The following is a 26619-nucleotide window of genomic DNA, read 5'->3' on the forward strand; positions in this document are numbered from 1 at the left end:
CGTTGGGTAATGCCAAGACATCTTGGACTAGGTGAGCGAAGGGACTTATTACAGGTTTTGCTGGTTCCTGGGATTATATCCATTTAAAAACCAGCATTTAATTGTAAAGCTGTCTTATAAAGACAGGGTTTGGGACCCAAAAGAGTTTCGATGAGCGGTGTGAGCAACTCAAAAGCGTCAGGAACGGATTTATCGCGATCGCGGAAGTTATTCCCTGGTGATAAATTCCGCAGGCGTTACGTGTTACTTGACGTCCCTAACCTCATCCATCCACAATCAAAACAACTGGTTCAAATCAGCTTAAACAGAAAAACTCCTAAACTACCATGACTATTCTATTTAAATCTCTCCGGGAGTTTTATTGGGTTGCCTGCCGCTAGCAAGAATATGTTGATGATTACTCCGGGTCGGTGGAGATGTTAAGACTGTGGGAATTGGATGAAAAAGACTCCTCATCAACCTGAAAACACTAACAAATGGACTGTCTGAAAAAGCCTGCAAGGAAAAATTATGTCTAGTCAGCACAACGGATTCACAATTCACTTTTGGGGCGTTAGAGGAAGTATTGCCTGTCCGGGTCCAGAAACGGTTCGCTATGGCGGAAATACCCCTTGTGTGGAAATGCGAGTGGGTAGAGAACGATTAATTTTTGATGGGGGTACGGGCTTGCGGGTGTTGGGACAGTCCATGTTGTCACAAATGCCAGTGGAGGCTCATCTGTTTTTCACCCACTCCCACTGGGATCATATTCAAGGGTTTCCGTTTTTTGTTCCCGCGTTTATCAAAAGCAATCGTTTCCGTATCTATGGAGCGATCGCGCCCAATGGTTCTACGATTAAGCAACGCCTCACCGATCAAATGCTCCATCCCAATTTTCCTGTCCCGTTGCAAGTCATGCAAGCTGATTTGCAGTTCTATGACCTAGAGGTTGGTGAAAGCGTTGAGCTGGGCGAGATTACCGTCGAAAATACTCTGCTCAATCATCCCGGTGAAGCGGTGGGATATCGAGTGAATTGGCGGGGTCATGCAGCCGCCTACATTACCGATACCGAACATAGACCCAGTGGTTTAGATGAAAATATCTTAAAACTGATTCAGGATGTGGATGTGCTGATCTACGACGCCACCTACACGGATACCGAATATTATTCTCCAGCAACCAGCAAAGTGGGGTGGGGTCATTCGACTTGGCAAGAAGGGATTAAGTTAGCCAAAGCCGCTAACGTGAAAACTCTGGTTATCTTTCACCACGATCCGTTACACAATGATGATTTCTTGGATCGAATTGGGGAAGAAGCCATTCAACACTTTCGCAATACCGTTATGGCTCGTGAAGGCTTGTCCATTTCTTTGGTGGAGTCGGCTGTCTCCGATCCAGTACCCCTGCAACAAGAGGCAAAAGCTTCGATTCGATAATATAGCACGCTATATCCCCGACTGTATCTCTCCTACCCGATCCCTGACGTCTTGAAGAAGTTGGGGATCTAATTTAACTCGAAGCCAACGAATTGGTCAAGATCTAGCCACGACTCCGAGAATGTGTAAAAATGTAAAGCGTGTGGGTTACTTCTTCTCTTGCCACTGCTTTAACACCAACTGCTGTTGCCCTAGGAAACTTTGACGGCATTCACCGAGGGCATCAACAGGTCATTCATCCTATTTTGCAGCACTCTAGCCTTTTACCCGGTCAGTCTGAGCCGATAAATCCTCAAGAGAGGGTTAATCGGGAAGGAAAGCATATTTATCCGACTTTGGCAACCTTTTATCCCCATCCCCGTGAATTTTTTTCCGGTCAACCGTGGAAGCTATTGACACCCAAGCCCGAAAAAGTAGATCAGTTGCAGCGCTTGGGCATTGAACAACTGGTACTACTGCCCTTTGACCGAGAATTGGCAGCATTAAGTCCAGAACAATTCGTGGACAAGATTTTAATTGAACAATTGCGAGCCACCCATGTCAGTATTGGAGAGGATTTTCGCTTCGGATATCGCCGGACTGGAACCGCGAAGGATTTGCAGGCGATCGCAGCCACTTATGGGGTTAAGGTTACCATTGTTACTATCCAAACCTGTCAAGGTGAACGAATCAGTAGTTCCTTAATTCGCCAATCCCTAGAGGAAGGAGATATCCTCAAAGCTAATCGCTTATTGGGTCGTCCGTACAGCATTATGGGTCAAGTGGTCAAAGGGCAGCAATTAGGCAGAACCCTAGGCTTTCCCACCGCCAATCTAGAATGGTTCCCCGACAAGTTTTTACCCCGCAATGGGGTTTACTGTGTGCGAGTCAGTCGTCCCTCATTCCCGGATCAATGGGGTGTAATGAATATAGGAGAACGTCCTACCGTCAAAGGAACCTGCTTGACAGTTGAGATTCACCTGCTAAATTGGTCTGGTGATTTATACGGACAGACGATAACCGTGAGCCTAGAGCAGTTTTTGCGACCGGAACAAAAATTTGCGTCCTTAGATGACCTAAGGACGCAAATCCAGGCTGACTGTGCGGCGACGACAACTTTTTTTGAAACCCAGCAATAGGGAATGGGGAAACGGTAATGAGAGAACGGATTGAGCAACTCAAAGAAAATCTGGCTAGGACGATTGTGGGTAAAGCCGATGCTATTCGTTTAGTCTTGGTTGCTTTGCTCTCAGGCGGTCATGCTTTGCTAGAGGATGTACCTGGGGTGGGTAAAACTCTGCTGGCGAAATCCTTGGCACGTTCCATTGATGGGCGATTTCAGCGAATTCAATGTACACCTGACCTCTTACCTGCGGATATCACCGGGACAAATATTTGGAATCCCAGTAGCCGTGAATTTGAATTTCTCGCTGGTCCAGTCTTTGCCAATATTTTACTGACTGATGAAATTAACCGGGCAACCCCGCGCACGCAGTCAGCATTACTGGAGGTGATGGAAGAACGGCAAGTGACTGTGGATGGGGAATCTCGTAAAGTTCCCCAACCCTTTTTTGTGATTGCTACTCAAAATCCGATTGAGTATCATGGCACGTTTCCCTTGCCAGAGGCGCAAATGGATCGATTTACCCTATCTTTATCCCTGGGTTATCCGACGCCTGAGGAAGAACTGCAAATGCTGCAACTGCATCAGGGAGGGATGGTACTTTCGGATCTTAAACCCTGTATTTCAACGGAGGATGTTTTGGAGTTACAACGTCTTTGTCAACAGGTGCAAGTTGAACGGGAGTTACAGCAGTATATTCTCAACTTGGTACGGGCATCTCGTGAGACGGAAGATGTGGTATTGGGAGTCAGTCCACGGGGTACTTTGGCATTACAACGGGCGGCACAAGCTTTGGCATTTTTAGAAGGGCGAAATTATGCGATTCCTGATGATGTGAAAATGTTGGCACCTCATGTTTTGTCCCATCGTCTCATGGCAGCCGGGGGGCGACAAGCCAAGCCGATTGTTGAACAGTTATTGCGTTCTGTGGCAATTCCGTAAGAGGAACTCGTGGAAAATTGTCATAAAAGCGACAAAATTATCTTGGTTAGGACAAAGGGTAGGTTTTGCTGTTCGATTATCGGTGGGGAGGAGAGGTTTTGTTTTTGATGTAGTTGATTTATGGGTGAGGAGGGCGGGTTTTGTTGAACATTTATTGGTGGATATCTGAATTAAGTCCCTAAACCCGCCCCTACGATTTGTCCCTAAAGGGAATTTCTCAAATTGACCCTGATACATTTTTGGAGGGTCAGAAATAAAAAATGACAAATGACGTAGCTTGCTTCTCGCTTAGCGAGTATGACGAATGAGAAACTATCACAATCTGCGATCGCACGCTGTCTTATTTGTACTTGTACTGGTGTGGAGTATCCTCCTCGGCGGCGGTATGGCAGGAGTTTTAAGGGCAGCAGAAACACCCCAATCCCCGAATTCAGAAACACTGGTGGCGATTGGCACTATTGACCCAATTCCAGAGCGTTATCAAACTGGATTAAAACTGTACCTGGAAAACTGTAGCAGTTGTCATGTTGCTTTACCCCCAGAAGTCATGCCAACTCAAACCTGGGAAACTTTGCTATTAGAACCAGAACAGCATTATGGACAACGGTTAGAGCAGATTCCGCGCCCGTTTATCTTCATTGTCTGGAATTATTTACGAACATTTTCTCGTCCTTTAGGGGAAGATGAGCAAACGCCCTTTCGGGTGACTGAATCACGGTATTTTAAAGCACTTCATCCCCGTGTTGATTTACCTCCGACATTGACGGCGGCTGGGTGCATCAGTTGCCATCCAGGAGCAAGAGATTATAACTATCGGCGTTTAACACCAGAGTGGGAAGATTCACCGTAAGGATGTGGAAAGATTATGGATTTGATGGTCATTTTTACACTGATAGAGCCTCTGATACCAAATCCGCCTTTATTACACCCTTTTGCTAAGGCGATTGAAATCGCTTCTACACAAACATAGGCGAAGCCTTCCCGAAGGGTAGTCCGCCTGCGCGGACTGGGTTATATAGCAACCGCCATGGCTGTTAGGACACATCATTTATGTAGAGACGCGCCATGGCGCGTCTCTACAATGATGCCTTAACTATCGTCACAAGCTGAGAAAAAATAACACATAATATCCCAAAAATTCGATTTACTGATTTTCTATCGCGGGTAAAGCGTAAAAGCCTAAGTGATTGGCAACTGGACGTTCAACCATGGGAAGTTTGGTATGAATTGGCGCATTTAATACAGTCGTTCCTGATGAGGTTGCCATTACTAATGTGCTGGAACCGCCTCCATCTAAGTTTAAGGCTTGATCAGCGCCTAAATTAATTACAATTTCAGCTAATTCAGCTAAGGTTACTCCTTCGCTGTAAAAGGGTTGTTTACCATCTACAGCAATCAGCCACAACTTTTGACCCTGTTGATCAACAGCGACAGCGATTCGTGAGTAGGGTTTGGTGTTACTGTGCTGAGAGAAACTAGCCATGACAGGCTTACCATGGTTGACAAAAAGACGATTACCCGCAACCGCTTGCACTGTACCCTCTGGACAGTTTCCCGGTTCAACGATTTGGGCGCGATCGCTCTCTAAAAAGCATAACGCCGACCAATTCGTTTTCGGGGGTGAGTAACGATTGCTATTGGATATGGCTTGTCCGATTACAGTCGTGCGATCGCCACTGTGAGGATAATAGTCCCAAGGCGTCTTTTCCCGAAAGGGATAGAAGAAGTTAGCATTGATTGCTAGTTGTAGTTTAAATTCGCGGACAAATTCTGAGGTGGTTCGCGCATTGGTTACGGTATTGTCTGACGTTGGTGTTCCTGGCGTAACAAATACCTTCACTCCGGGTGCTGTCAAGTCAATGGTGACACGATGAATAACCAGTGGGCGGGGTGATAATCGGACATCACGTTTATAAACAATACCTTGAAACAGGAGTTTTTCCACATCAGTACGGGGTGGGCGTAAGCTAATCAGCCGACTATAAAGTATTAGTGGGATAGCTAAGATACCCATACCCGCAATGATGAAAAATTGCTTCCAGTTAATCCAATTTCGGTGATTCATCGTTCTCGATTCATGATTCATTCGCACTCGCTCAACTTGACTAACCAAGACTTGCGAAACCGTTCTTTTAAAGGTCAAAACCTCAACGGTGCAGACTTTAGCGGTTCAGATATTCGAGGTTGTGATTTTAGCTATGCTTCATTAAAAGGAGCCAATTTTGAGCGCGTCAAGGTGGGTCAAACACTCAGACAGATCATCTTGGTACTAGGGGTGGTGCTGATAGTGGCATTATTAGCAGTTGATGCGATCGCGCATACAATTTTTGGGGCTTTGGGTCAGATTTCGGGAGGTTCAACTTGGGCTTATATTCTAGCCTTATATATTAGTTTGGGAATGGCTGGGGCGGGTTCGGGAGTTAGGGAGATTACGGGTATCAAGTCTAGCGTCGGACAGATTGCAACCGTGATATCGGGAACAGCATCTGGTGCTTTGCTGAGTTTCTTCTACGCCGGAACTACCACTGACAACAACCCTCAAATCGCTACGGCGGCGGCGGTGTTGGGAGGAATAGTCGCAGCGATTGTGAGTTTCAAAGTGAGAAGTCGATTCGTCGCCATTGCGATCACAGTGGCGGGAACTGTCGCGGGGTATGGGTTTGCCTTTCTGGTGGGAACGAGTGCGATCGCGTATTTAAGCGTGCAAAAGCTGATTGGAGGAGTTATCTGGAGTTGTTTATCGGTGAGTTTTCTCTGGTTGACAATGCACTCCTTGATCCTCGCGATTCGAGAAATTCAAGAGTTTTCGGGGACATGCTTTAGAGGTGCTAACTTGACGAATGCTGTGTTTGCAGCTAAGTCGCCGAGAAAAAGCGAATAACTCAATTCTTGTCTGGATCAGCAATTTTAGGGGATATGCCAATCAAATAAATAGTTTACCGGAGTATCAGGGGATGGGTTTTTTACCCCGATTGCACCCCCTATCTCTCTTGATGGAGGTTGTCTCTGATTCCTTGACTATCCTAAGCAGTATCTCAGGGGAAATCCCTGTTCATTCAACATTTTTGAGGCTTTAGCTGTTATTCATGCAATATCGAACAACAATAGGGTGGTCGCTTCTTACTTCGGGAATCGTAACCCTCTTACTCAAGAGTTTCCCAGGTAACACCCTTTGGTGGGGAATTGGTTTTCTCGTTATCGGAACGGTTATACTCTTGGCGCGAAAAGCCAGTTAGTGTTCCTGAAACCTCGCATTATTAGGCAAGATGACTCATTTTGCTCGACCACCAGCGACAAGGGAATCGACCTGACAAACGACAATATCCCGGAACTGTTTCCAAGTCCGGGATGAGGCGATCGCATCAGCCGAAAACTCAATTTAAACCTCAAGCTGACACAGCCGTTAAACTGGCTGGAATTTTTCGCCCGACGGCGGCGGCGACGGGGTGTAAGCTGTGAACCAACTGCACCATATCGTCTAACGATAACGCTTGACGGGCATCCGATACAGATTTTTCCGGTTCGGGATGACACTCGATGATTAATCCATCCGCACCCACGGCGACAGCCGCTTTCGCCAAGGCGGGAATTAATTCCCGTTTGCCTGTGGCATGGGAGGGATCTACAATCACAGGCAATGAAGTCATCTGCTTTAGTGCCACAACTGCCCCCAAATCTAAGACATTTCGGGTATAGGTATCGAAACTCCGAATCCCCCGTTCACACAGTACCACCTGAGAATTCCCATGACTGAGAATATATTCGGCTGCCATAACGAATTCTTCTAGAGTCGCCGCTAATCCCCGCTTCAGCAGAATCGGTTTATCAACTTCACCCAAGGCTTTGAGTAAATCAAAGTTTTGCATATTACGACTGCCCACCTGAAGCATATCAGCATGGGCAGCGACTAACTCGATTTGGGTAATGGACATAACTTCCGTCACCACGGGAATCTGATGACGCGATCGCACCTGGGATAATATCTCTAGTCCCTCTACCCCTAAACCTTGGAACGAGTAAGGAGACGTGCGAGGTTTGAAAGCACCGCCGCGTAACGCTTGAACCGGGGCGCGTTGCAGTTGAGTGGCGACGGTTTCCATCTGTGATCGACTCTCCACCGTACAAGGACCAGCAATAATCACCAGTTCCTCACCCCCGAAGGCGATATAATCCGACAGATGAACTAGAGTTTGGCGATCGGATTGAGTGGCAAGTGTAGCATTCAACATCAGACTAATTCCTTTAAACAATGAGTGGACAATAAAAAAACCCGGTTCCTTGCAGGTTCCGGGTTCTGAGAAAATTTAACGCAGCATCACCTACCCGGAACTGCTTCCGAACCAAAAAAAGTAAAACAAGGTAAACCAGTGACTCAGGTAGGTTGTCATTAGATACTCCTTAAAAAACAAAAAGACCGCAGCTTTCGCTCTGCGGTCCACCGGGGAGGTTCCATGAGGAACTCTGCTCACCTCCGGTGAACCTCCGTAAACCAAAAATAAAAGTAGTTGTTGTAGTTGAGCATAGCTGAGGGCTTTTTATGAAACGTTAACGAGATGCCTGTTACTGGACACGATAGCAAGCTGTTGTGGCTAAGTCAATACCTGATCTGGATCAAGTTTCTGTTTTCCACGGGTGTGATCATGCACCTGGGGGAGCTGGGGAAGCAGGGGAAGCAGGGGAAGCGGGGGGAGGATAAAGTTATAGCACTTCTCGATTGGGTGCAATACACCTTGGTAGAGACAGGGTGTGGGGTGTGGGGTGTGGGGTGTAGGGTGTAGGGTGTAGTGCTTTCAAATGAGAACCGCTATATATCTTTGAATGCAACTTGGTATAAAGTACAGTCTATTCAAGCAAGATCCCCGACTTCTTTGAGGAGTCGGGGATCTGTTTACATCACTTATTTAAAAAATAATATAAGACTCAAAAGCGCAAACAATGACCCGAAATTTAACCGAACATACAGAAGGCAAAGCCACATTTAAAATTGGTAATGCGTTTTATCGCCCAGGGACGCAAGTGGTGCGAGATTTAGGGGTTTTAGCTGCAACAATTTATAAATCTAAAATTGGTCACTTACGAGTAATTGATGCGATGAGTGGCTGTGGAGTGCGTTCTCTACGCTATAGTTTGGAAAGTCAAGCGGATTGGATCTGGGTGAATGAGGGAAATCCTGAGCTGAACCCGATTCTACAGCAAAATTTAGCAGGCGCGATCGCCAGCCATAAAGCTACCCTTACCCATCTCGACGCTAATCAGGTCTTTTTTGAGTGCTATAACCGCCGAGATTACTACGATTTCATCGATGTGGACTGTTTCGGTTCCCCTACTCCCTATCTGGATACCAGCCTCTGGGCGCTGAAACTAGGGGGACTTCTCTATCTCACCAGTACCGATGGGCGTAAACTAACAGGTCATGCTTCAGAAAGCAGTTTGGGGATTTATGGGGCGTATCCCCGCAACCATCCCGCCGCCCAGGAACAAGGATTGCGAGTGGTGATTGGTAAACTTCAGCAGCAAGCCATCGCCAAGGGTTTGGGAATTGAGCCGATTTTCTCCCTGTTTACAGGTCAAACCTATCGCCTGATGGTGCGTTTGGTCAAAACCCAGCCGTTGACGCTGCAAAATTACGGGTTTCTGGGTTATTGTCATCACTGTGGCAATTATCAAACTGTTTCCTGGCGTCAATTAGGGCGCGTGGTTTGTGCTTATGACCAAAAATCCCTGACCCTGAGTGGTCCCCTGTGGCTGGGACTGTTGCATAATCAATCTTGGTTAAGACAGATGCAGGGATTAGCTCAAAAGTGGCACTGGTCAAAACGGGTACAACTCCTCAGTCTCATGGAAGCCGAAGCCGATTTCCCGCCCTACTTTTATACCTTGGCGGAAATTGGACGCCGAGGGCGTTTGGATATCCCCAAACGAGACCATCTGATTCAGGCGTTGCGCGATCGCGGATATTTCGCCTGTGCGACTCATATTACACCGGGAGCGATTAAAACCAATGCCGATATTCACACTTGTATAGCTGTCGCCCTAAATTCTGTACACTGTACTAAGAAATGTTAACAAGCTTCAAACCCTTACGAAGGACGTAGCTTGCTTCTTTTCGGGAGCGAGTAGGGCAATGGCAAATGACGAATTATTACCGTTGCACAAAAAAATTAACCAAATTCTCCCCCCAAGGAAAAATCTTAACTTTCATAAACTTTTAATTCATCGTGGTGCTAGAGTATAACGCTGAGTTGAAGCAAGATGTTATCTTGGAAATCGCCCAGTCCATTACCTATTGAAAACACTACCTTGAGAGGCTTCTCACCACGATGACTGCCATTTTAAAGGTTGGCGACCGAACCATCACGGCTGAAGAAGTAATTCCCCTGTTAGCCAAATATCAATTACTCCCTCAGTTATTGCGAGAAATCATTATTGATCAAGCCATTGCCACCCTAGATTGTACCGACGAAGAAAAAAATGCTGCCTGCGAGCAGTTCTATACTAAAAATCAGCTAACTTCCGAGGAAGAGCGTCAAGCGTGGCGCGATCGCCAAGACTTAAGCTTAGAACAAGTTGAAGAATTAGCGGTTCGGGGACTGAAGCTGGAAAAATTTAAACAGGCAACCTGGGGACATAAGATTGAATCCTATTTCCTCAAGCGCAAAGGACGCTTAGATCGGGTCATTTATTCCCTAATTCGGACAAAGGAGGCGGCGATTGCCCAAGAACTCTATTTTCGTATCCAAGAAGGAGAACAATCGTTTAATGAACTTGCCAGGGATTATTCCCAAGGACCAGAGGCGCAAACAGGCGGATTAGTCGGACCTGTGGAACTGAGTACACCCCACCCCACCTTGGCGCAAATGTTAACCGTTAGCCAACCCGGTCAACTTCTACCCCCTACCCGCTTGGGGGACTGGTTTATCGTCATTCGTTTAGAAAAGTTTTTACCCGTACAACTAGATGATGCCATGCGTCAGCGACTTCTGGATGAAATGTTTACCACCTGGTTAAAAGAACAACTGCGACAACAGATATCCTTAGGTACACCCATTCAATCCTAAACCCTGTCCAGACGTAGCATGCTACGTCTCTACAATGCAATTCCCTGAGGCTTGCCCATGACCTACACAAAGACAACGATTCAGGATTTTCTGGCAGATATCGTTCCCTTCAATCAACTTGAAGCCTCGACGCTAAACAAGTTGGCGGAAAAAAGTCAACTGCTGCGCTATCGTATGGGTCAACCGATCCTGGTGCGAGACAAAATGCCCTCTCAAATCTCGATTCTCTATGAGGGAAAGGCGCGGCTTTTAAGTTACGAACAAACCACCCAAAAACCCGTCACCCTGGACCTGCTGAAACCGGGCGCAATTCTGGGTTGGGTGAGTCTGATGCGGGGTATCCCTTGTGAAACCGCGATCGCATCGACGGAATCGGTTTGCTTAACCATCCCCACAGGTCAGTTTTTAGCGCTGATGGCACAGGAACCCACCGCTACCGCCGCGTTCCAAAACCAGTGCAGTGTCATCGAAGCCTTCGAGTTAATTGGCGCGGAGTTGGTGCGCCAAGCCAGTGGGATTATGAATCTCAAAGAACTGGCAAAAAACGCTTACCAAGATGCCCAGGTGCGTTACCTCTATCCCATGACAGACGCCACTGAACTCCTGACACCAGATCGGGTGTGGTTTGTTAGTGGCGGGAGTGTCGTCCAAGATTTTCTCGTGGGCAGTCGGCTGACGCCAGAGGCAATTTCTCAGGGATTGGACATCCAAGGATCTACCCCCGCCCGGATTGTCGGCTTTCGCGAATCGGATTTAGTCGGGGAACCTGAAACCGAACCTCCCACTACCCCAGTGACAGTAGTTGGCGAACAAACCCCCCTAACCACCGACGATGACCCCTGGCTGGATGATAACAATGGCAACGAGAGTATCCCCTATGCCCCTGATAAACCGCCAGAAGCCACAGAGGACGTAGATCAAACCTCTGACCAACGCCGCAAATATCCCCATGTCCGAGGGAAAGGACTCCTCGATGGTACCCTAGCCTGTTTCCAAATGCTGAGTAAGCATTTAGAAATGCCTTTTCGCCGCGATGTGATTCGTCGGGTACTTAATGAACAGATGCAGCGCACCGGGGGGCTGTCGTTACCCCTGTGTGGGGCGGTGGCGGATTTAATCGGTTTACATGCCCAATTGGTAAATGTACCGCCCCAATCGATTAGTCGCCTGCAAACCCCCGCCCTGGTTCCTTGGTATGAAGGCTTTGCCGTTCTCTATGAAGCCAAGCCCCGGGAATTGCTGCTGGGCGTGCCAGAATTGGGGATTGTCCGCCGCAAACCTGCTGATTTACTGGATAGTTTACCGAGAAGCGAAGACGGGCAGTCACCGGAAGCGATCCCGGTGCTGCTGGTACAACGGACAAAGCACACGCCGCAACAACGGTTTGGCTTGCAATGGTTTCTCCCGTCTCTGGTACGCTATCGCCGCGTCTTAATTTTGGTGTTTATCGCCTCGTTTTTTGTGCAGCTATTTGGACTGGCGAATCCGTTGATGATCCAAGTGATCATCGATAAGGTGATCGTACAGAACAGTATTGATACGCTGCATGTACTGGGGTTTTTCCTGGTCATTATTGCCGTTTTTGAGGCGCTATTAACCAGTTTCCGGACGTATTTATTTGTGGATACGACGAACCGGATTGACATGCATCTGGGTTCGGAGATTATTGACCACTTAGTCCGCTTACCGTTGCGCTATTTTGAAAAGCGTCCAGTGGGGGAACTGGCGAGTCGAATTAATGAGTTGGAAAATATTCGTCAGTTTCTTACGGGAACGGCGTTGACGGTGGTGTTAGATGCGGTGTTTTCCGTGTTGTACATCGTGGTCATGTTTATTTATAGTTGGGTGCTAACCATTGTCTCATTAGCGATTATTCCCCTGTTTGTGCTGTTAACCGTAATTGTGTCACCGATAGTCCGTCGCCAACTGCGGGTTAAAGCTGAACGGAACGCCCAGACGCAATCCTATTTAGTGGAAGTCATGTCTGGGATTCAAACCGTAAAAGCGCAAAACATCGAGTTGCGAACGCGCTGGCAATGGCAGGAACGCTATGCCCGGTATGTATCGGCGGGGTTCAAGACGGTGCTTACCTCGACAACGGCGGGTTCAGCGAGTAATTTCTTGAATAAACTCTCGGCTTTGTTAGTGCTGTGGGTGGGTGCTTATCTGGTTTTAGATGGACAATTAACCCTAGGGCAATTAATCGCGTTCCGGATTATTTCCGGCTATGTTACCAGTCCCTTACTCCGATTAGCCCAACTGTGGCAGAATTTCCAAGAAACGGCGCTATCTTTAGAACGGTTGAGTGATATTGTAGATAGCCCCCAAGAAGCGGATGAGGCGGATCGCTTAAATATTCCCATGCCTGCGATTAAAGGGGAAGTGGAGTATGAAAATCTCTCTTTCCGCTTTGGCACGAGTGGTCCTTGGCAATTAACCAATATTAACCTGCATTTTCCGGCTGGCGTATTTGTCGGGATTGTCGGTCAAAGTGGTTCGGGTAAGAGTACATTAATGAAACTTTTACCCCGCCTCTATGATGTTGATTCCGGGAGAATTCTAATCGACAACTACGATATCTCCAAAGTTGAACTCTATTCTCTGCGTCGTCAGGTAGGCATTGTACCCCAGGATAGTCTGCTGTTTGATGGTACGGTACAAGATAATATTGCCCTCACCAATCCTGATGCTAGCGCCGAGGAAATTATTGCCGCCGCTAAAGTCGCCGCCGCTCATGAGTTTATTATGGGGTTGTCTAGTGGTTACAATACAAGAGTCGGGGAACGAGGATCATCCTTATCAGGGGGACAACGCCAGCGAATTGCTATTGCCCGCACGGTACTACAAAATCCGCGACTTTTAATTCTAGACGAAGCCACCAGCGCCCTTGACTATGACACCGAACGGCAAGTTTGTTTAAATTTAATTGAAGCCTTCAAAGGACGCACTGTCTTTTTCATTACCCACCGTTTAACTACCATTCGCAACAGCGACATCATTTTAATGATGGATAAAGGATCAGTCGTTGAACAAGGAACCCATGACGAACTGATGGCACTGCAAGGGCGCTACTACTGCCTCTATCAACAGCAAGACGCTCAACTTTAAGGTATTTGTCTTATGTCCTTTGTTTCTTTTCAAGACCTCAATATGACGAAATTGGTTTGAGAGGAAACAGGGACGAATGACCAATGACGAATGACGAATGACGAAGGACTAACCATACCATGAATCAACGCAACGGATCATCCAGCCAACCCCTTGCCACGCGATCGCCCGCACAGTCGGTTAAAACCGCAACCAAAGCCGGAACCACCCGTCGAACCAATCAACCCCCGGAATTTGATCAACCCGTTATCCTGCAACAATCTCCCCTGTGGCCCCGAATGATTGTGGTAGCGATTATTGGGGTGACGACATTAAGCGTCACCTGGGCGTGTTTGGCGAAAATTGAAGAAGCCATTCCCGCCCAAGGCAAACTCGAACCCAAAGCCGCCGTCAAGGAAGTCCAAGCCCCTCAAGGTGGGGTGGTTAAATCGGTGGAGGTTGAAGAAGGCGATCGCGTCGAAAAAGGGGATACCCTACTCACTTTTGACCAAACGGCGGCTCAAGCTCAATTTAAATCCCTCCAGCAAATTCGCGCCGCTTTAATCCAAGAAAATCAATTTTATCAGGCTCAGATGACGGGCAAAGCCGTTCCCATTGACCCCGAAAATCTGCCAGAGAAACTCCCGCCCCAAATTGCCTCACTCACCAAAAATCGGGCGGCTTTAGTGGCAGAAAAGAACTTCTATCAAGCTCAACGCACCGGAGATCCCACGGGTTTAACCTTGGCACAACGGCAACGCTTACAAGCAAGCCAAGATGAATATAATTCTCGCGTCGCCGCTGCCGATTTAGAAGTCGAACAACTCAAGCGCCAACTGGAGCAAACTCAAATCCAACTGGTTGATGCCATAAAAGTGTTCGAGTTTAACCAACAAATTACCGATCGCCTAGAGAATCTCTTCAAAGAGGGCGCAATCGGGGAACTGAGTTATCTGCGTCAGCAACAAGAGACTGATAGCAGCGCCGCTGAAGTAGCCCGTTTGAGACAAGAACAGGAACGGTTAGAGAAAGCGATTCAGCAAGCCCAGGAACGCAAACAAAACACCATGGCGCTATCGGAAGAAGAACTGCAAACGCTAATTGCCCAGAACGAACAACGGATTGCCGAAATTGACAGCCAACTCACCAAAATTATTGTTGAAAACCAAAAACGACTCCAAGAAATCGAAAGTCAACTCAGCCAAATCCAGGTAACGTTAACCAATCAGGAATTACATGCACCTGAAAGTGGCATAGTGTTTGACCTGCAAGCCAGCCCTGAATTTGTGGCAAACACCAGTGAGCCAGTGCTGAAAATTGTCCCGAATGACACACTCGTTGCCAAAGTTTATATCACTAACCAAGACATTGGTTTTGTCAACGAAGGAATGCCCGTGGATGTCAGGGTTGATTCCTTTCCCTATAGCGAATTTGGGGATGTCAAAGGCGAGTTAGTCCAGATTGGTTCTGATGCTTTACCGCCCAATGAAGTCTACCCCTTCTATCGTTTTCCCGCCGAAATTCGCATGGATAGACAAACCATATCTGTCAATGGAAAAGAAATTCCCTTACAATCGGGGATGTCAATCAGCGCTAATATTAAAGTCCGCAAGCGCCCTGTAATTAGTATCTTCAGCGACTTGTTTATGCGGAAAATTGATAGTATCAAAACGGTAAGGTAGTCGTTTGTCGGGGTGAGCCAAAACCCTGTAGAGACGTTGCCTGCAACGTCTCTACAATCTGTCTGTAAACATAACAGGGTTATGGATACAAAATTTGGTATCATGGGTTTTGTTGATGTATTATTTTTTCAACTTCCTTAAGCACCTCAGTTAAAAGTGGAGCATCTGATGTAATAACATTATCCTCGCTGCCATCATGTTTATGATGGGGAAAAGTAGAAAGATTTAATTTTCGGTGGTGTTCTGTATTGTCATAGCGAAAAATTAAATTATTTACTGAATCTATATATTGATAACTATACATTTTTCTATTCAGATAAATTTCTACATAGACAAATTCTCGAAAATGCAGTGATGAATTATCATTGAAGTCAATTTTTCCTCTAATAAAACCTTCATATATTCCTCTTTTGTCTCGTTCAAGATTAAATAATTGTACGATTGAAGAGGATTCAATTAAAAGCTGAATTTGCTAAAAATACTCTTCAATCAACAAAATCAATTTCCTCTATAGACTCTTTGGTTTTTTGTAGATGTGTCAACATTCGAGATTCTCCAATCCATTCATCAAAGTCAAAATCATGGGCGAATTCATCATTATTAAATCGGGTGATAAATTCCTCTGTCGATAATTGATAATTGGTTTCAAATGCTTGAAGACGTTCTTGTGTTTTTTTTATGCCTGCGTTAATGCTATGTAATCTTTCCGACAAAGCACTTTGAATAATTTGTCTGAGAGAATCTGGATCTTTTGATCTAAGTTTGAGTTCAGCCATCCTCTTTTGTTTAGATTTTGAAGGAGTTGTTTAATTGTATCGTAGTGCGATCGCGATTTTTGAGCCACCCTGCTTATGTACAATCGATGAAACTTATCTCATTGATGTGGCTCAACCCGCCCCGACTCAATTCAATCGGTTATCCCTAGCGCTAGTATGAAAGGCAGAGCCTCCCTAAAAGCATTCCCTTCTCAAGCCTGGAAACGAGGCGACGAGGCTACGGAGAGCTTCCCTGTTCCCTGTTCCCTGTTCCCTTAACGCATGAGTTACTGCATCAACCTCACCTGTCAATCTCCCCAAAACCAGAATGGGAGTAGGGTTTGCCAAAACTGTGGAGCAAAATTACGACTAGGCGATCGCTATACACCTATTCGCCAAATTGGTCAAGGGGGGTTTGGGAGAACCTTCTTGGCGGTGGATGAATATAAACCCTCGAAACCCCATTGTGTAATTAAACAGGTTTTTCCTCATATTCACGGAAGTCAAAACCAACAAAAAGTAGCAGAACTCTTTGAACAAGAAGCCGTGCGCTTGGATGAATTAGGTAAACATCCCCAAATTCCAGAACTCTTGGCACATTTTGAAGCAGAGGGTTGTCAATATTTGGTGCAAGAGTTTATTCAGGGACAGACTTTAGCTGAAAAACTGGCTCAAGAGGGTAGTTTTGATGACACTCAAATTATTAACCTGTTGCAGGATTTATTACCCGTCTTACAATTTATCCACAACCAACAGGTGATTCATCGAGATATTAAACCCGAAAATATTATTCAACGTATTCCATCTTCTCCGTCTCAACTGACTCAAATTTCAGTAACCTCTCAGACAGAATCAGTCACCTCTCTCCCGACTTCTGCCCCCAAACTGGTACTGGTCGATTTTGGTGCCTCTAAGTTTTCCCCTAGAACCGCCCTATCGGTTACCGGAACCGTGATTGGTAGTGTCGGCTATACCGCCCCGGAACAAGCCGCCGGGAAAGCCGTATTTGCTAGCGATATCTATAGTTTAGGTGTAACTTGTATTCATCTTTTAACCAAAACTGATCCCTTTGATCTTTATTCATTCGATGACGGGGTTTGGGTATGGCGAGATATTCTTAACCATCCAATTAGCGAACGGTTAGGTCGCATTCTGGATAAAATGTTGCAAGGTGCGACAAAGCAACGTTATCAGTCAGCGACAGAAGTCCTCCATGACTTAGAGGCGGTGACAAATCCGCCTTCATTATCTCTGTCTAAAACACCTTCCTTACTTCCAATAAAAAAAGAACTGATTGTCGCTAAACTGGGTGAGGCGAATTATCGACGTATTCGGGATGCGATTAAACAGGCGGAACCTCAGACGCGAATTGTCGTGCGTCCCGGTTTCTATCAGGAAAGTTTAGTAATTGATAAGGACGTGGAGATTGTGGGACAGGGACAACCAGAGGATATTATTATCGAAAGTCGATACCAACCTTGTCTGCAAATTCAGACCGAACAAGCCGCTGTTCGCGGGTTAACCCTGCGTCATCAAGATTGGTTTAACGTACAACAGGCAAATGGGATTGGGCGTTTGGTGAGTGAACCCCTACTGAAGCCTTATGCCATTGATATTCCTCAAGGGCAATTAATTTTAGAGGACTGTACGATTATATCCAACGGTATTGCCTGTATCTATATTCATGGCGCGATCGCGAATCCCAAAATCCGCCATTGTCAGATCCAGGGAGGGGCAATGTATGGGATTTTGGTGAGTCAGAATGGTCAGGGATTAATAGAACACTGTACCCTATCAGATCATAATACGGGTGTGTATATTCTTAAAGGCAGTCATCCTACGCTACAGCACTGCAAAATTTATAGAATGCAGCAGGATGGCGTATTTATTGGTTCGGATTGTAAAGTGACGTTAGCCGCCTGCGATATTGGCGCAAATGGGGGAGTTGGCGTCACAATTAAAAAAGAGGGTAATGCTAAGATTTGGCAATGTCAGATTAATCGGAATCAGGCACAAGGAATTTATATAGAATCCAATGGTGCCGGTCCAATTGAGGCGTGCGATTTGAGTGGGAATCGGGGTGGGGCTTGGTATATTGCGCCCCAGTGTTCGGTAAATCGGCATGGGAATCGAGAATAGAAAACGCGCCATATTCATGCAGCAAGCCCTACATAAAGCCAATGGTAGGGGCGACCCGCCGCATTCAATTCACACCGCCCAGCCCTTAATGCGATCGGGTCGCCCTGGGCTGAGTATCGGGAATGATCAGAAACCACGTACCGTTATAAAAGGGCGAGTCGAGATAGGTTAATTCTCACACAGGCTACGATATGCAGCGACTCGCCCCTACAACCGCGATAATTCCTCTAACTTTCGTAAGCACGCCCACCTCTCGACAGCGCTGTTGCCAAGGCGATTCCGGGTAAGGTGATCACGATAGCCCAAGGCGATCGCAACCAGTCTAGTTGTGCTTCTTTTTGCTGATAAGACTCAGACTGCTTATACATACAGGGTTGAGCGGAACTGGCTGAACCTAGCACCACACCCGTTGCGATCGCGCTCGTCGCCAAAATAGCGGTTATAACTAATTTAGGTTTCATCATCTTTAATAAATCTTAAAGGAGTTGGCTGGAATCCGTATTCGCACCCAGCTTGTCTAGATTTTATATCATGTCAGGCTATTGCAAGTTCTGTTGTTAACCCTCCCCTTGACAACTATGCATTACCCACATCTTTCTTAAACATTGTGCGATCGCGTCACGATCTGGCGGGACTGAGCGCAATTGTGTAGTCCAAGTCAGTACAATTGCTGGTTTACAGATGCGATCGGGTTACGGGATGGGATTGCCTGACTGGATGTATCAGGAGCCAGAGCTTATAATCCCTTCTTGTGGCATTCGCATCTGAAAATAAAGAAATGAAAGAACTTCGATGGGCAGCCCAAGAATTGCGGTACGCTAACTTAGGTGATGCTCGGCGAAATAAACGCCTGGTTAAAATTGTCGAAGACTTAGCCGCACAGCCGAATGAAAGCATTCCAACGGCTTGTGGAAATTGGGCAGCAACCAAAGCTACCTACAACTTGTGGAAATCACCACGCATCAAACCCGATGACATCCGTTTGTCTCATCAAATCAGTACTGTGGAACGGTCACAAGAGCATAGTGTTGTCTTGGCAATACAAGACACAACGGATCTCAACTTCACTCACCATCCGAGCAAGAAGGGTATGGGTCCGATTAGTAGCAAGCCAATGGTGACGGGATTAAAAGTTCATTCGGTGTTGGCGGTGAGTACCTTGGGCGTACCCTTAGGAGTACTACACCAACAAGTGTGGGCACGTAATCCACAAGAGGTAGGCAAGCGACATACTCGTCGTCAAAGGCAGACTGCCGACAAAGAAAGTCAATGCTGGCTAAGTGCTTCCGTTGCGACCGAGTTAGCCTTACCTGAAGACATAGAGGTGGTGACGATTGCCGATCGCGAAGCGGATATTTACGATTTATTTGCCATGACTCGTCAAAGGCGATCGCATCTATTGATCCGAGGTACTCATAATCGTCGTGTTGACCATCAAGCCAAGTATTTGCACGCCAGCATTGAGCAAGCGCCAGTTGCGGGATTGGTCACCATTACTGTACCTCGTAACGGGAGGGCGACCCCAGAGGCAAGCTACCCTAACCGTTCGCTTTGCTACCCTAGAGATACAACCACCTCGCCATCATCTCCAAAGAGCTAAACTGTCTCCAGTTACTCTTCAAGTGGTATTAGCTACTGAATCTCATCCACCCAAGGATACCACACCCATTTGCTGGTTATTGTTAACCACCCTACCTGTCAATAGTTTTGATGAAGCTGTCCAATGTATACGATGGTACTCTTTTCGCTGGCTGATTGAACGCTATCACTACGTTCTTAAAAGCGGTTGTCACCTCGAACAACTACAATTGGAAACACGAGAGCGTATTGAGTGTGCTTTGGCTACTTATTCCATTGTTGCTTGGCGCTTATTGTGGCTCACTTATCAAGCTCGCTCTAGTCCTGATACACCTTGCGATACTGTTTTACAGACCCATGAGTGGCAAGCTCTCTATTGTACTATTCACTCTCAACCTATACCTCCACAACAACCTCCTTCTCTCCGGCAAGCCGTTGGTTGGATTGCTCAACTCGGCGGTTTCTTAGGGCGTAAACATGATGGTGAACCTGGAGTCAAAACTATTTGGCGCGGTTGGCAGAGACTACAAGATATCGCTGCTACCTGGCAGTTACTTCACTCCTAGCTATTAAGTTCCATTTTAACTAACGGCTTGAAAACGCGATCGCACAATGTTTAAGAAAGATGTGGGTAATGCATAGCCTTGACAAGGGGAGGGTTAGGGAGGGGTTCAATCAAGGCAAGGTATGGTGGATTTTTGACCAATGGCACGCCATGTACCCCTACCTCGATTGGTGTTATCTATGAACCGATGCAGATGGGTTGATCAGTGTATAGGTGACTTCTGTAATCCGGTGGACACTATTGATCTGAATGCCGAGATTCAACAGAATTTCCCAACCTTCACCTAAAAGATTCAGTCCCAATAATTTTCCTTGCTCAAAGCATAGGCTATGTTCTTGGAAATTATTTAATTTGATGACGTTCCCATTCCAGACTAAAGACTCTAAAAGTACGGACTCCGTATTATTCCCATTCAGGAAATGACCAGAGCAGCTAAATGTACCTCTGCCAACTCCATGCACTTGAAACTCATAACAGAGGGAGTCATCTAAACCTGACTTGGCAGTAACTTTGGCTAAGGGTTGGGAAGCAGCCGGGGCAGCAAGGGAAACGGTTGAGTAATTGTGATTCATTGGAAGTCTATAGGTAAAGGACAATCCTCGTGTTTCAGATAACACCCCGTCAATATTTGAGTATTTACTATCGTATGTATTGCGCTTAATTAATATTTATAACATTTCGTTTACAATCTGTCTAGTCTTCTCATGAAAATTGCTAAAAATCTTCAGGTTATCAGTGAATTAATTAATTTTTAATTGTAGAATTAAGCTTTGGTAAATTTATTGGCTTTAGTATATTAAAAAAGGTAAATTTAAGCGGCAACGGTTTATTTAGAAGCGTAATGCGCTAATCTGAATGAAGAGTGTACATGCAACCTACTTCCACCCAGCGATCTCTCACGCTTGGGTTTCTTGAGTACCACTTGGCGTCATTGGGGCGTCATTGGGCGCGATCGCGAGATATCCGATTCATATTCTAATTTTTGTAGGTATCAAAATATACCTGTAGAGACGTTGCATGCAACGTCTCTACAAGGTTGGCATAAAAGGGGATCGTCAACCCGGAACCTGGATTTGGTATGATGACCTATGATCGCTGGACAGGATTAACTGGAAAACATAGTAAGTTCCGCGCCAAAAATATTAGTGGAATGAGCCGCTACAGTCTGAACATTAACATTATGCAGCGTTGCCATAATCGCATAATTACCTAAACCGATCATTGTGTCATTGCCTTGTCCGATCAAAACTACGCCGCTTAGATTGGAGAGTCCCAAGTCAATTTGGTCTTGATAGGGGTTAAAGTTATTAATCTCACTAGATCCCCACATTTCTAAGCTAATGGTATCCTGTCCACCACCCAGCCAGATTTGATTTTGACCTCTACCTGCATTAATTAAATCATCACCTGAACCACTGTAAATAATGTCATTTCCATCTCCGGTACTAATCGTGTTTACCCCTTCACCAGCGTAAATGGTATCATCACCAGAACCCGTGGTAATCGTATCATTTCCAGATCCACTGTAAATCAAATTGTCACCATCTCCAGCATCAATTATATTGACCCCTTCATTGGCATAAATGGTGTCATTGCCATTCCCAGCCTTAATTGTATCAGCAGCCGAACCGCCATAAATCAGATTATTGCCATCTCCAGCATCAATGACATTCAACCCTTCATTGGCATAGATGGTGTCATTGCCATCTCCAGCCGTAATTGTATCAGCAGCCGAACCGCCATAAATCAGATTATCACCATATATCGCAATAATCCTATTGATTCCTTCACCACCAAAAATGACATCATCACTTGATGTGCCTTCTAGCCAATCATCACCAACTGTTCCAAAAATGTAATTCATCGACTTGCTCCAAATGTGATTGTATGATATTGGATTATCTCTTGGATATGTATGCTAAGACGGCAACTTTCCACCCATGCATTAAATTAAATCTTGCGACAATAAAATCGCATTAACCCTCTTTTTGAATGCAATATTTTCTAGCCAGAGGAAAATTGTTTTCAATTTTATTTTATAAAGTTTTGTCTTGTTTTTTATAAAGTTTTAATAAAGAAATCATCAGGGGTTTATGAAGTTTTGGTCAAGACGCAACCTAACTGATAGGCATTCCCATGTCCAGCAATGTTCTCTTGACTCCGAAATGCTGCTGTAATCAGCGGTTCGGCATTTAAGCCTTAATGGTATTAAGGGCGAAATCACGTTCAGTGCGAGCGTCTCGTTCGCTACTCATCCCTAAATTAAATCCATGACAGCTAATCAAGTTTGTCTAAGTAGCCGGACAACATTACAGTTGACGGTTGAGATGGGAAAGGAATGGGAAGGAACAGTCAGACAGATAATGTATAGCAGAATACAAAGATTCGATCAGTCAAAATCTTAAGCAAAAATTCAACAAATGTATTCCTGTATACATAGAGTATAAGATTAGGTTAAGAGATTCTCTCACATTCATAATATTTTTTTCAGATAAAAAATTACAGATAGGGTGTATGCTTAGATATGGAGGTTAACCTGTTCTTAACCAGAGAAACTCCACACTACTGTTACGAGGGTCAATGCCAATGGTTGGTGTGGTTTCACCTCGCCCAGAGCGGGAGGTCGAAATTTTACATGTTGTTCCAGGTCGTCTGAGACTCCGAGTCTTAGGAGAGGAACCGGGAACCGTATTAAAAGCGGTTACGCCCCAGCTACGAAAGTGCGTTGGCGTGCGAGAGATACGAACCAATGAACAAATCGGAAGTTTACTCGTTACTTTTGATACGAATCAGTTATCTCTAGCTCAACTATTTAAGATTCTGGGGAATTTAGGACTTGGCGAAATTGAACAGCTTCAAAGTCAGGAACCTTTAGACGCAGAGGCTTGGAAAAAATCAGGAACTCAGCTTATATCCTTTATTCCCTTATTAATTGGACTGTTAACTACAAGGCAACTAGGACTGCAAGGATGGCGGTCAATTCTGGTCTATTTACTGACAGCGAATGTCGTTCGCCAGATTATGCAGAATTTGGATTGGTTAGAAGACACAGGACAGAAGGAAGGTGACAAGGCGGACGAAAATAATGTCAATTTAGACGGAAAGGTTCTTGCGAATTCTACACCTTATGAGCAAAATAATAAGCCGCCAACAGTCGCATTCAATACCGATTCATCGGTTATCTATGGCTTAGTTCATACAGTTCCTGGACGGATGCGTTTTCGTGTTCCTAAAGTTACCGAAGATTCAGCCTATCTGCGCCGATTGCAATCCTTAGTTAAAAAAGATGATTGGATTACCCAGATGCGCTGCAACAGCACCGTCGCATCGGTGGTGATCACCTACAACCCAATGCAGTTTTCCGAAGCGGAAGCTGGGTTACATTTCATTAGTCTGATTCAAATCGCTGCTAATCCTGACTCCAGGGAGCCGGGAAGCGGAGGCGCCGGGGAGCGGAGGAGCAGAGGAGCGGAGGATGTAGAGACGAGTCATGACACATCTGAGAACCCAGTTGTCGGGGTGGGTGTTACCGATAACATTGAAGAGAAAACGGATAACTTGACTCAACCTGTCCTTCCAGAGGAACCCAGGCGTGGGGAAGCTGAGGAGATAGCCGAGCCGGATTTGCCGCCACCGGAGACAAGTTCAGCCGAGGCGAATTCGTTGACTCCTCCGGTGCAGGTAGAAGAAGAGGATCACAGCAGTGAGGAGGCTGGGGAGAGTCCTGTTGATCAGGATGTACAACCAACCAACACCGATGATTCTGTTGCTGATAAACCAGAACCAACGGAAGACGCTCAAGCCGCGATCGCAAACTCAGTGAGTCCTTGGTTGGAATTTAAGTCAGCAGCGCTTTCCACCCTTCTCAGATTGATGGCAAAAATGCCAATCGTAGGCGTTTAATCCCAGTTGCGATCGCTCCCGATATTGCTCACCAAAATAAATTGTATTGACAGAAAGAGAGGGTGGTGAAAATGAAGCAAGTGCTTTTGACATCTGGCAATGTTTCCCAGAAACAGACAGCCGCCATGGAACGTAAATCGCCAACTGTGATTGAGCGAACCAAGCCAAAAACACGACAGTTTCAGGTAACCTATCGAGTGGTTCACTCAACACCTGGACGAGTGCGGTTTCGGATTCCGCGCATTGCTCATGATTCTAACTATGCTCAACGGCTGCAAAGGCTTTTAGCCGCAGAACCTCAAGTGACATCGGTGCGGTTAAAACCAGCCGCCGCATCGGTGGTGATTCGTTATCTACCCAGTGAACCGGATAGCCAGATGCGTTCCCGGTTAGGGAAACTGATTCAGCTTGCTACCAATGCGGCGCTAACGATTCCAGAGAATACAACTCAGGTAGAGAACTCACCGGAACCCGGAAATTGGTCTAGATTAAAATTACCGACGTTAGCCACAGTGATTTCTCTGGTTAGTGGTCCGTTGGGGTTATCGTTCCATCCTTTAATTGTCGGTGGGACGATCGCACTAGCAACAATCCCAGTCGCTCGACGGGCGATGGAAAGTATTATAGGGGAACGCCGCCTCAATGTGGATTTTCTGGATCTAGCCGCGATTACGATTATTACTGCTCAACGTCATTTCCTCACCTCCTGTAGTATGTTGGGGCTAATTGAACTGGGTGAGGCAATTCGAGAACGCACGGCGCGTTCCTCTCACAGTCAAACCCTAGACTTACTCAGTTCCTTGGCAAAGTTTGTTTGGGTGGAACGGAATGGCGAAAAACAGCAAATTCCGATTGAACAGGTACAGCCAGAGGATACGGTGATTGTCTATCCGGGGAATCAGATTCCCGTGGATGGGCAGATTCTGCAAGGCAAAGCCCTGATTGATGAGCAAAAACTCACGGGTGAAGCTATGCCCGTGGTACGAAGTGAGGGCGATAGCGTTTATGCGTCTACGTTGGTACGGGAAGGACAACTGTATATTTTAGCTGAACGTATTGGTGCGGATACGCTGGCGGGGCGAACCCTGAAATTACTGCAAGATGCCCCGGTTCATGATACCCGTGTGGAAAACTATGCGGCGAAAATTGCCGATCGCATGGTACTGCCGACTTTATTATTAGGGGGAGCGATTTTTGCTCTAACTCGGAATGCGGCGAGGGCGGCGTCGATTTTAACCATTGACTTTGCGACTGGGATTCGGGTATCGGTACCCACTACCGTAATGGCGGCGATGTTGAGTGCAGCCCGTCAGGGGATTTTATTGCGGAGTGGGCGGGCGTTAGAACAGTTAGCGCGAGTGGATGCGATCGTTTTTGATAAGACGGGGACATTGACACAGGGCGATGTGGCAATGATTGGGATTAAAACCGCTGATCCCGCCATTTCTGAATTAGATGTGCTGCGACTTGCAGCAGCAGCAGAACAACGGATTACCCACCCGGTTGCGGAAGCGGTGATCCGTTACGCCAATTATCAGGAGGTGATTATACCCCAGCGCGGTGAGTGGGATTACCAAGTCGGTTTAGGGATTCAGGCGCAAATTGAAGGACAGACGGTGTTAGTGGGGAGCGAACGCTTCTTGGTGAAAGAGGGAATTGACCTAGAGTCATTCTATACCGCCCATCCTGACGTGAAGACAACCGGATATCCAACCATTTATGTGGCAAGTAATGGCAGACTTCTGGGTATATTGCAATATACCGATCCCTTGCGCCCCGAAAGTGCCGAAGTGATTGCCATGTTGCGAGATGAGATTGGGGCGGAAATTCATATCCTAACTGGGGATAATTGTCAACGGGCGGCGACTGTGGCGGCTCAATTAAATATTCCTCCCAGTCATACCCACGCCGAAGCCTTCCCCCAACGTAAAGCGGAAGTGGTGCAGCAGTTACATGAAGCGGGGAAAACGGTGGCGTTTGTTGGGGATGGACTGAATGATTCAGCCGCGTTAGCTTATGCTGATGTATCGGTATCCTTCCGGGATGGATCAGATATTGCCCGCGAAACCGCCGATGTGGTGCTGATGCAGAATAACTTGCGCGGTTTAGTGGAAGCGATTGCGATCGCCCGGAATGCTAAAGAGATTATCCGCCAGAATACCAATATTGTCGCTGTACCTAATTTATCGGGTTTAGCGATCGCGGCGACGGTGGGATTAAATCCAATGACAGCAACTTTAATTAACAATGGCTCTAGTGTCATTGCTGGCGTCAACGGATTACGCCCTGCATTCAAGGGAGATAAAGCCGCGATTGAGGTTGAAGTTGCTAGCGATTAATTGGAGTTTTTCCGACTGTAGGGGCGGGTTTCATTATTATCTGATGTTGTCAC

At 46.3% G+C, this 26619-nt stretch carries 19 protein-coding genes and 1 pseudogene; 13 read left to right on the plus strand and 7 right to left on the minus strand.

The window, feature by feature from the left end:
• Positions 1-510: 510 nt before the first annotated feature.
• The 4 genes from RH949_RS26840 to RH949_RS26855 all read left to right on the plus strand — a co-directional run bounded on the left by RH949_RS26840 (position 511) and on the right by RH949_RS26855 (position 4310).
• Entirely contained in the window at positions 511-1416 is a 906-nt protein-coding gene (locus tag RH949_RS26840) for an MBL fold metallo-hydrolase (protein WP_006106272.1), read from the plus strand.
• Between the two features lie 140 nt (positions 1417-1556).
• Complete coding sequence (locus tag RH949_RS26845) at positions 1557-2534, plus strand: bifunctional riboflavin kinase/FAD synthetase (protein WP_446357434.1); 978 nt, start codon at positions 1557-1559, stop codon at positions 2532-2534.
• Positions 2535-2551: 17 nt separating this feature from the next.
• Positions 2552-3460: an AAA family ATPase gene (locus RH949_RS26850; protein ID WP_006106271.1), complete on the plus strand. Its 909-nt coding sequence runs from the start codon at positions 2552-2554 to the stop codon at positions 3458-3460.
• 304 nt (positions 3461-3764) lie between these two features.
• Positions 3765-4310, plus strand: coding sequence for a cytochrome c (locus RH949_RS26855; RefSeq protein ID WP_006106241.1), 546 nt, complete (start codon positions 3765-3767; stop codon positions 4308-4310).
• A 294-nt stretch (positions 4311-4604) separates the two neighbouring features.
• On the opposite strand, the gene RH949_RS26860 is transcribed toward RH949_RS26855, so the two are convergent.
• Complete coding sequence (locus tag RH949_RS26860; RefSeq protein WP_446357437.1) at positions 4605-5546, minus strand: phosphodiester glycosidase family protein; 942 nt, start codon at positions 5544-5546, stop codon at positions 4605-4607.
• On the opposite strand from RH949_RS26860, the gene RH949_RS26865 reads away from it, so the two are divergent.
• On the plus strand, positions 5538-6341 hold the full coding sequence (locus RH949_RS26865) for a pentapeptide repeat-containing protein (protein WP_446357439.1): 804 nt from the start codon (positions 5538-5540) through the stop codon (positions 6339-6341). The two genes, RH949_RS26860 and RH949_RS26865, sit on opposite strands and share 9 nt — an antisense overlap.
• Before the next feature lie 505 nt (positions 6342-6846).
• Here RH949_RS26865 and aroF read toward each other — a convergent pair.
• Positions 6847-7689, minus strand: coding sequence for a 3-deoxy-7-phosphoheptulonate synthase (gene aroF, locus RH949_RS26870; protein WP_446357441.1), 843 nt, complete (start codon positions 7687-7689; stop codon positions 6847-6849).
• A gap of 706 nt (positions 7690-8395) precedes the next feature.
• Between aroF and RH949_RS26875 the strand changes: the two genes are divergently transcribed.
• From RH949_RS26875 to RH949_RS26890, 4 genes are all read left to right on the plus strand, one after another.
• On the plus strand, positions 8396-9526 hold the full coding sequence (locus tag RH949_RS26875; RefSeq protein ID WP_446357443.1) for a tRNA (guanine-N1)-methyltransferase: 1131 nt from the start codon (positions 8396-8398) through the stop codon (positions 9524-9526).
• 254 nt (positions 9527-9780) lie between these two features.
• The gene (locus RH949_RS26880; protein ID WP_446357445.1) at positions 9781-10518 is read left to right on the plus strand and encodes a peptidylprolyl isomerase; all 738 of its coding nucleotides are present in this window, start codon (positions 9781-9783) and stop codon (positions 10516-10518) included.
• 57 nt (positions 10519-10575) lie between these two features.
• Positions 10576-13626: a peptidase domain-containing ABC transporter gene (locus RH949_RS26885; RefSeq protein ID WP_446357447.1), complete on the plus strand. Its 3051-nt coding sequence runs from the start codon at positions 10576-10578 to the stop codon at positions 13624-13626.
• Positions 13627-13745: 119 nt separating this feature from the next.
• Positions 13746-15287 (plus strand): HlyD family efflux transporter periplasmic adaptor subunit, encoded by a 1542-nt coding sequence (locus tag RH949_RS26890; RefSeq protein ID WP_446357449.1) that lies wholly within the window; start codon positions 13746-13748, stop codon positions 15285-15287.
• A 100-nt stretch (positions 15288-15387) separates the two neighbouring features.
• Here RH949_RS26890 and RH949_RS26895 read toward each other — a convergent pair whose 3' ends face one another.
• Together RH949_RS26895 and RH949_RS26900 are read right to left on the minus strand one after the other, a co-directional pair.
• Complete coding sequence (locus RH949_RS26895; RefSeq protein WP_315897244.1) at positions 15388-15756, minus strand: toxin-antitoxin system TumE family protein; 369 nt, start codon at positions 15754-15756, stop codon at positions 15388-15390.
• Between the two features lie 16 nt (positions 15757-15772).
• Positions 15773-16063 carry a hypothetical protein gene (locus tag RH949_RS26900; protein ID WP_446357451.1) on the minus strand — a complete coding sequence of 97 codons (291 nt, stop codon included), beginning with the start codon at positions 16061-16063 and terminating at the stop codon, positions 15773-15775.
• Between the two features lie 261 nt (positions 16064-16324).
• Between RH949_RS26900 and RH949_RS26905 the strand changes: the two genes are divergently transcribed.
• Positions 16325-18181: a protein kinase domain-containing protein gene (locus RH949_RS26905; protein WP_006106259.1), complete on the plus strand. Its 1857-nt coding sequence runs from the start codon at positions 16325-16327 to the stop codon at positions 18179-18181.
• A 227-nt stretch (positions 18182-18408) separates the two neighbouring features.
• On the opposite strand, the gene RH949_RS26910 is transcribed toward RH949_RS26905, so the two are convergent.
• On the minus strand, positions 18409-18645 hold the full coding sequence (locus tag RH949_RS26910; RefSeq protein WP_006106228.1) for a hypothetical protein: 237 nt from the start codon (positions 18643-18645) through the stop codon (positions 18409-18411).
• A gap of 314 nt (positions 18646-18959) precedes the next feature.
• On the opposite strand from RH949_RS26910, the pseudogene RH949_RS26915 reads away from it, so the two are divergent.
• Positions 18960-20325, plus strand: a pseudogene (locus tag RH949_RS26915) (IS4 family transposase).
• 172 nt (positions 20326-20497) lie between these two features.
• On the opposite strand, the gene RH949_RS26920 reads toward RH949_RS26915, so the two are convergent.
• Positions 20498-20896: a hypothetical protein gene (locus RH949_RS26920; RefSeq protein WP_006106265.1), complete on the minus strand. Its 399-nt coding sequence runs from the start codon at positions 20894-20896 to the stop codon at positions 20498-20500.
• Between the two features lie 533 nt (positions 20897-21429).
• The gene (locus tag RH949_RS26925; protein ID WP_446357455.1) at positions 21430-22188 is read right to left on the minus strand and encodes a calcium-binding protein; all 759 of its coding nucleotides are present in this window, start codon (positions 22186-22188) and stop codon (positions 21430-21432) included.
• A 722-nt stretch (positions 22189-22910) separates the two neighbouring features.
• Here RH949_RS26925 and RH949_RS26930 point away from each other — a divergent pair.
• Together RH949_RS26930 and RH949_RS26935 are read left to right on the plus strand one after the other, a co-directional pair.
• The gene (locus RH949_RS26930) at positions 22911-24227 is read left to right on the plus strand and encodes an HMA2 domain-containing protein (protein ID WP_446357457.1); all 1317 of its coding nucleotides are present in this window, start codon (positions 22911-22913) and stop codon (positions 24225-24227) included.
• 71 nt (positions 24228-24298) lie between these two features.
• On the plus strand, positions 24299-26566 hold the full coding sequence (locus tag RH949_RS26935; RefSeq protein ID WP_446357459.1) for a heavy metal translocating P-type ATPase: 2268 nt from the start codon (positions 24299-24301) through the stop codon (positions 26564-26566).
• Positions 26567-26619: the final 53 nt, after the last annotated feature.

Origin of the sequence: Coleofasciculus sp. A1-SPW-01, from assembly GCF_040217205.1 — a bacterium.
GTDB classification, from domain to species: Bacteria; Cyanobacteriota; Cyanobacteriia; order Cyanobacteriales; family Coleofasciculaceae; genus Coleofasciculus; species Coleofasciculus chthonoplastes_A.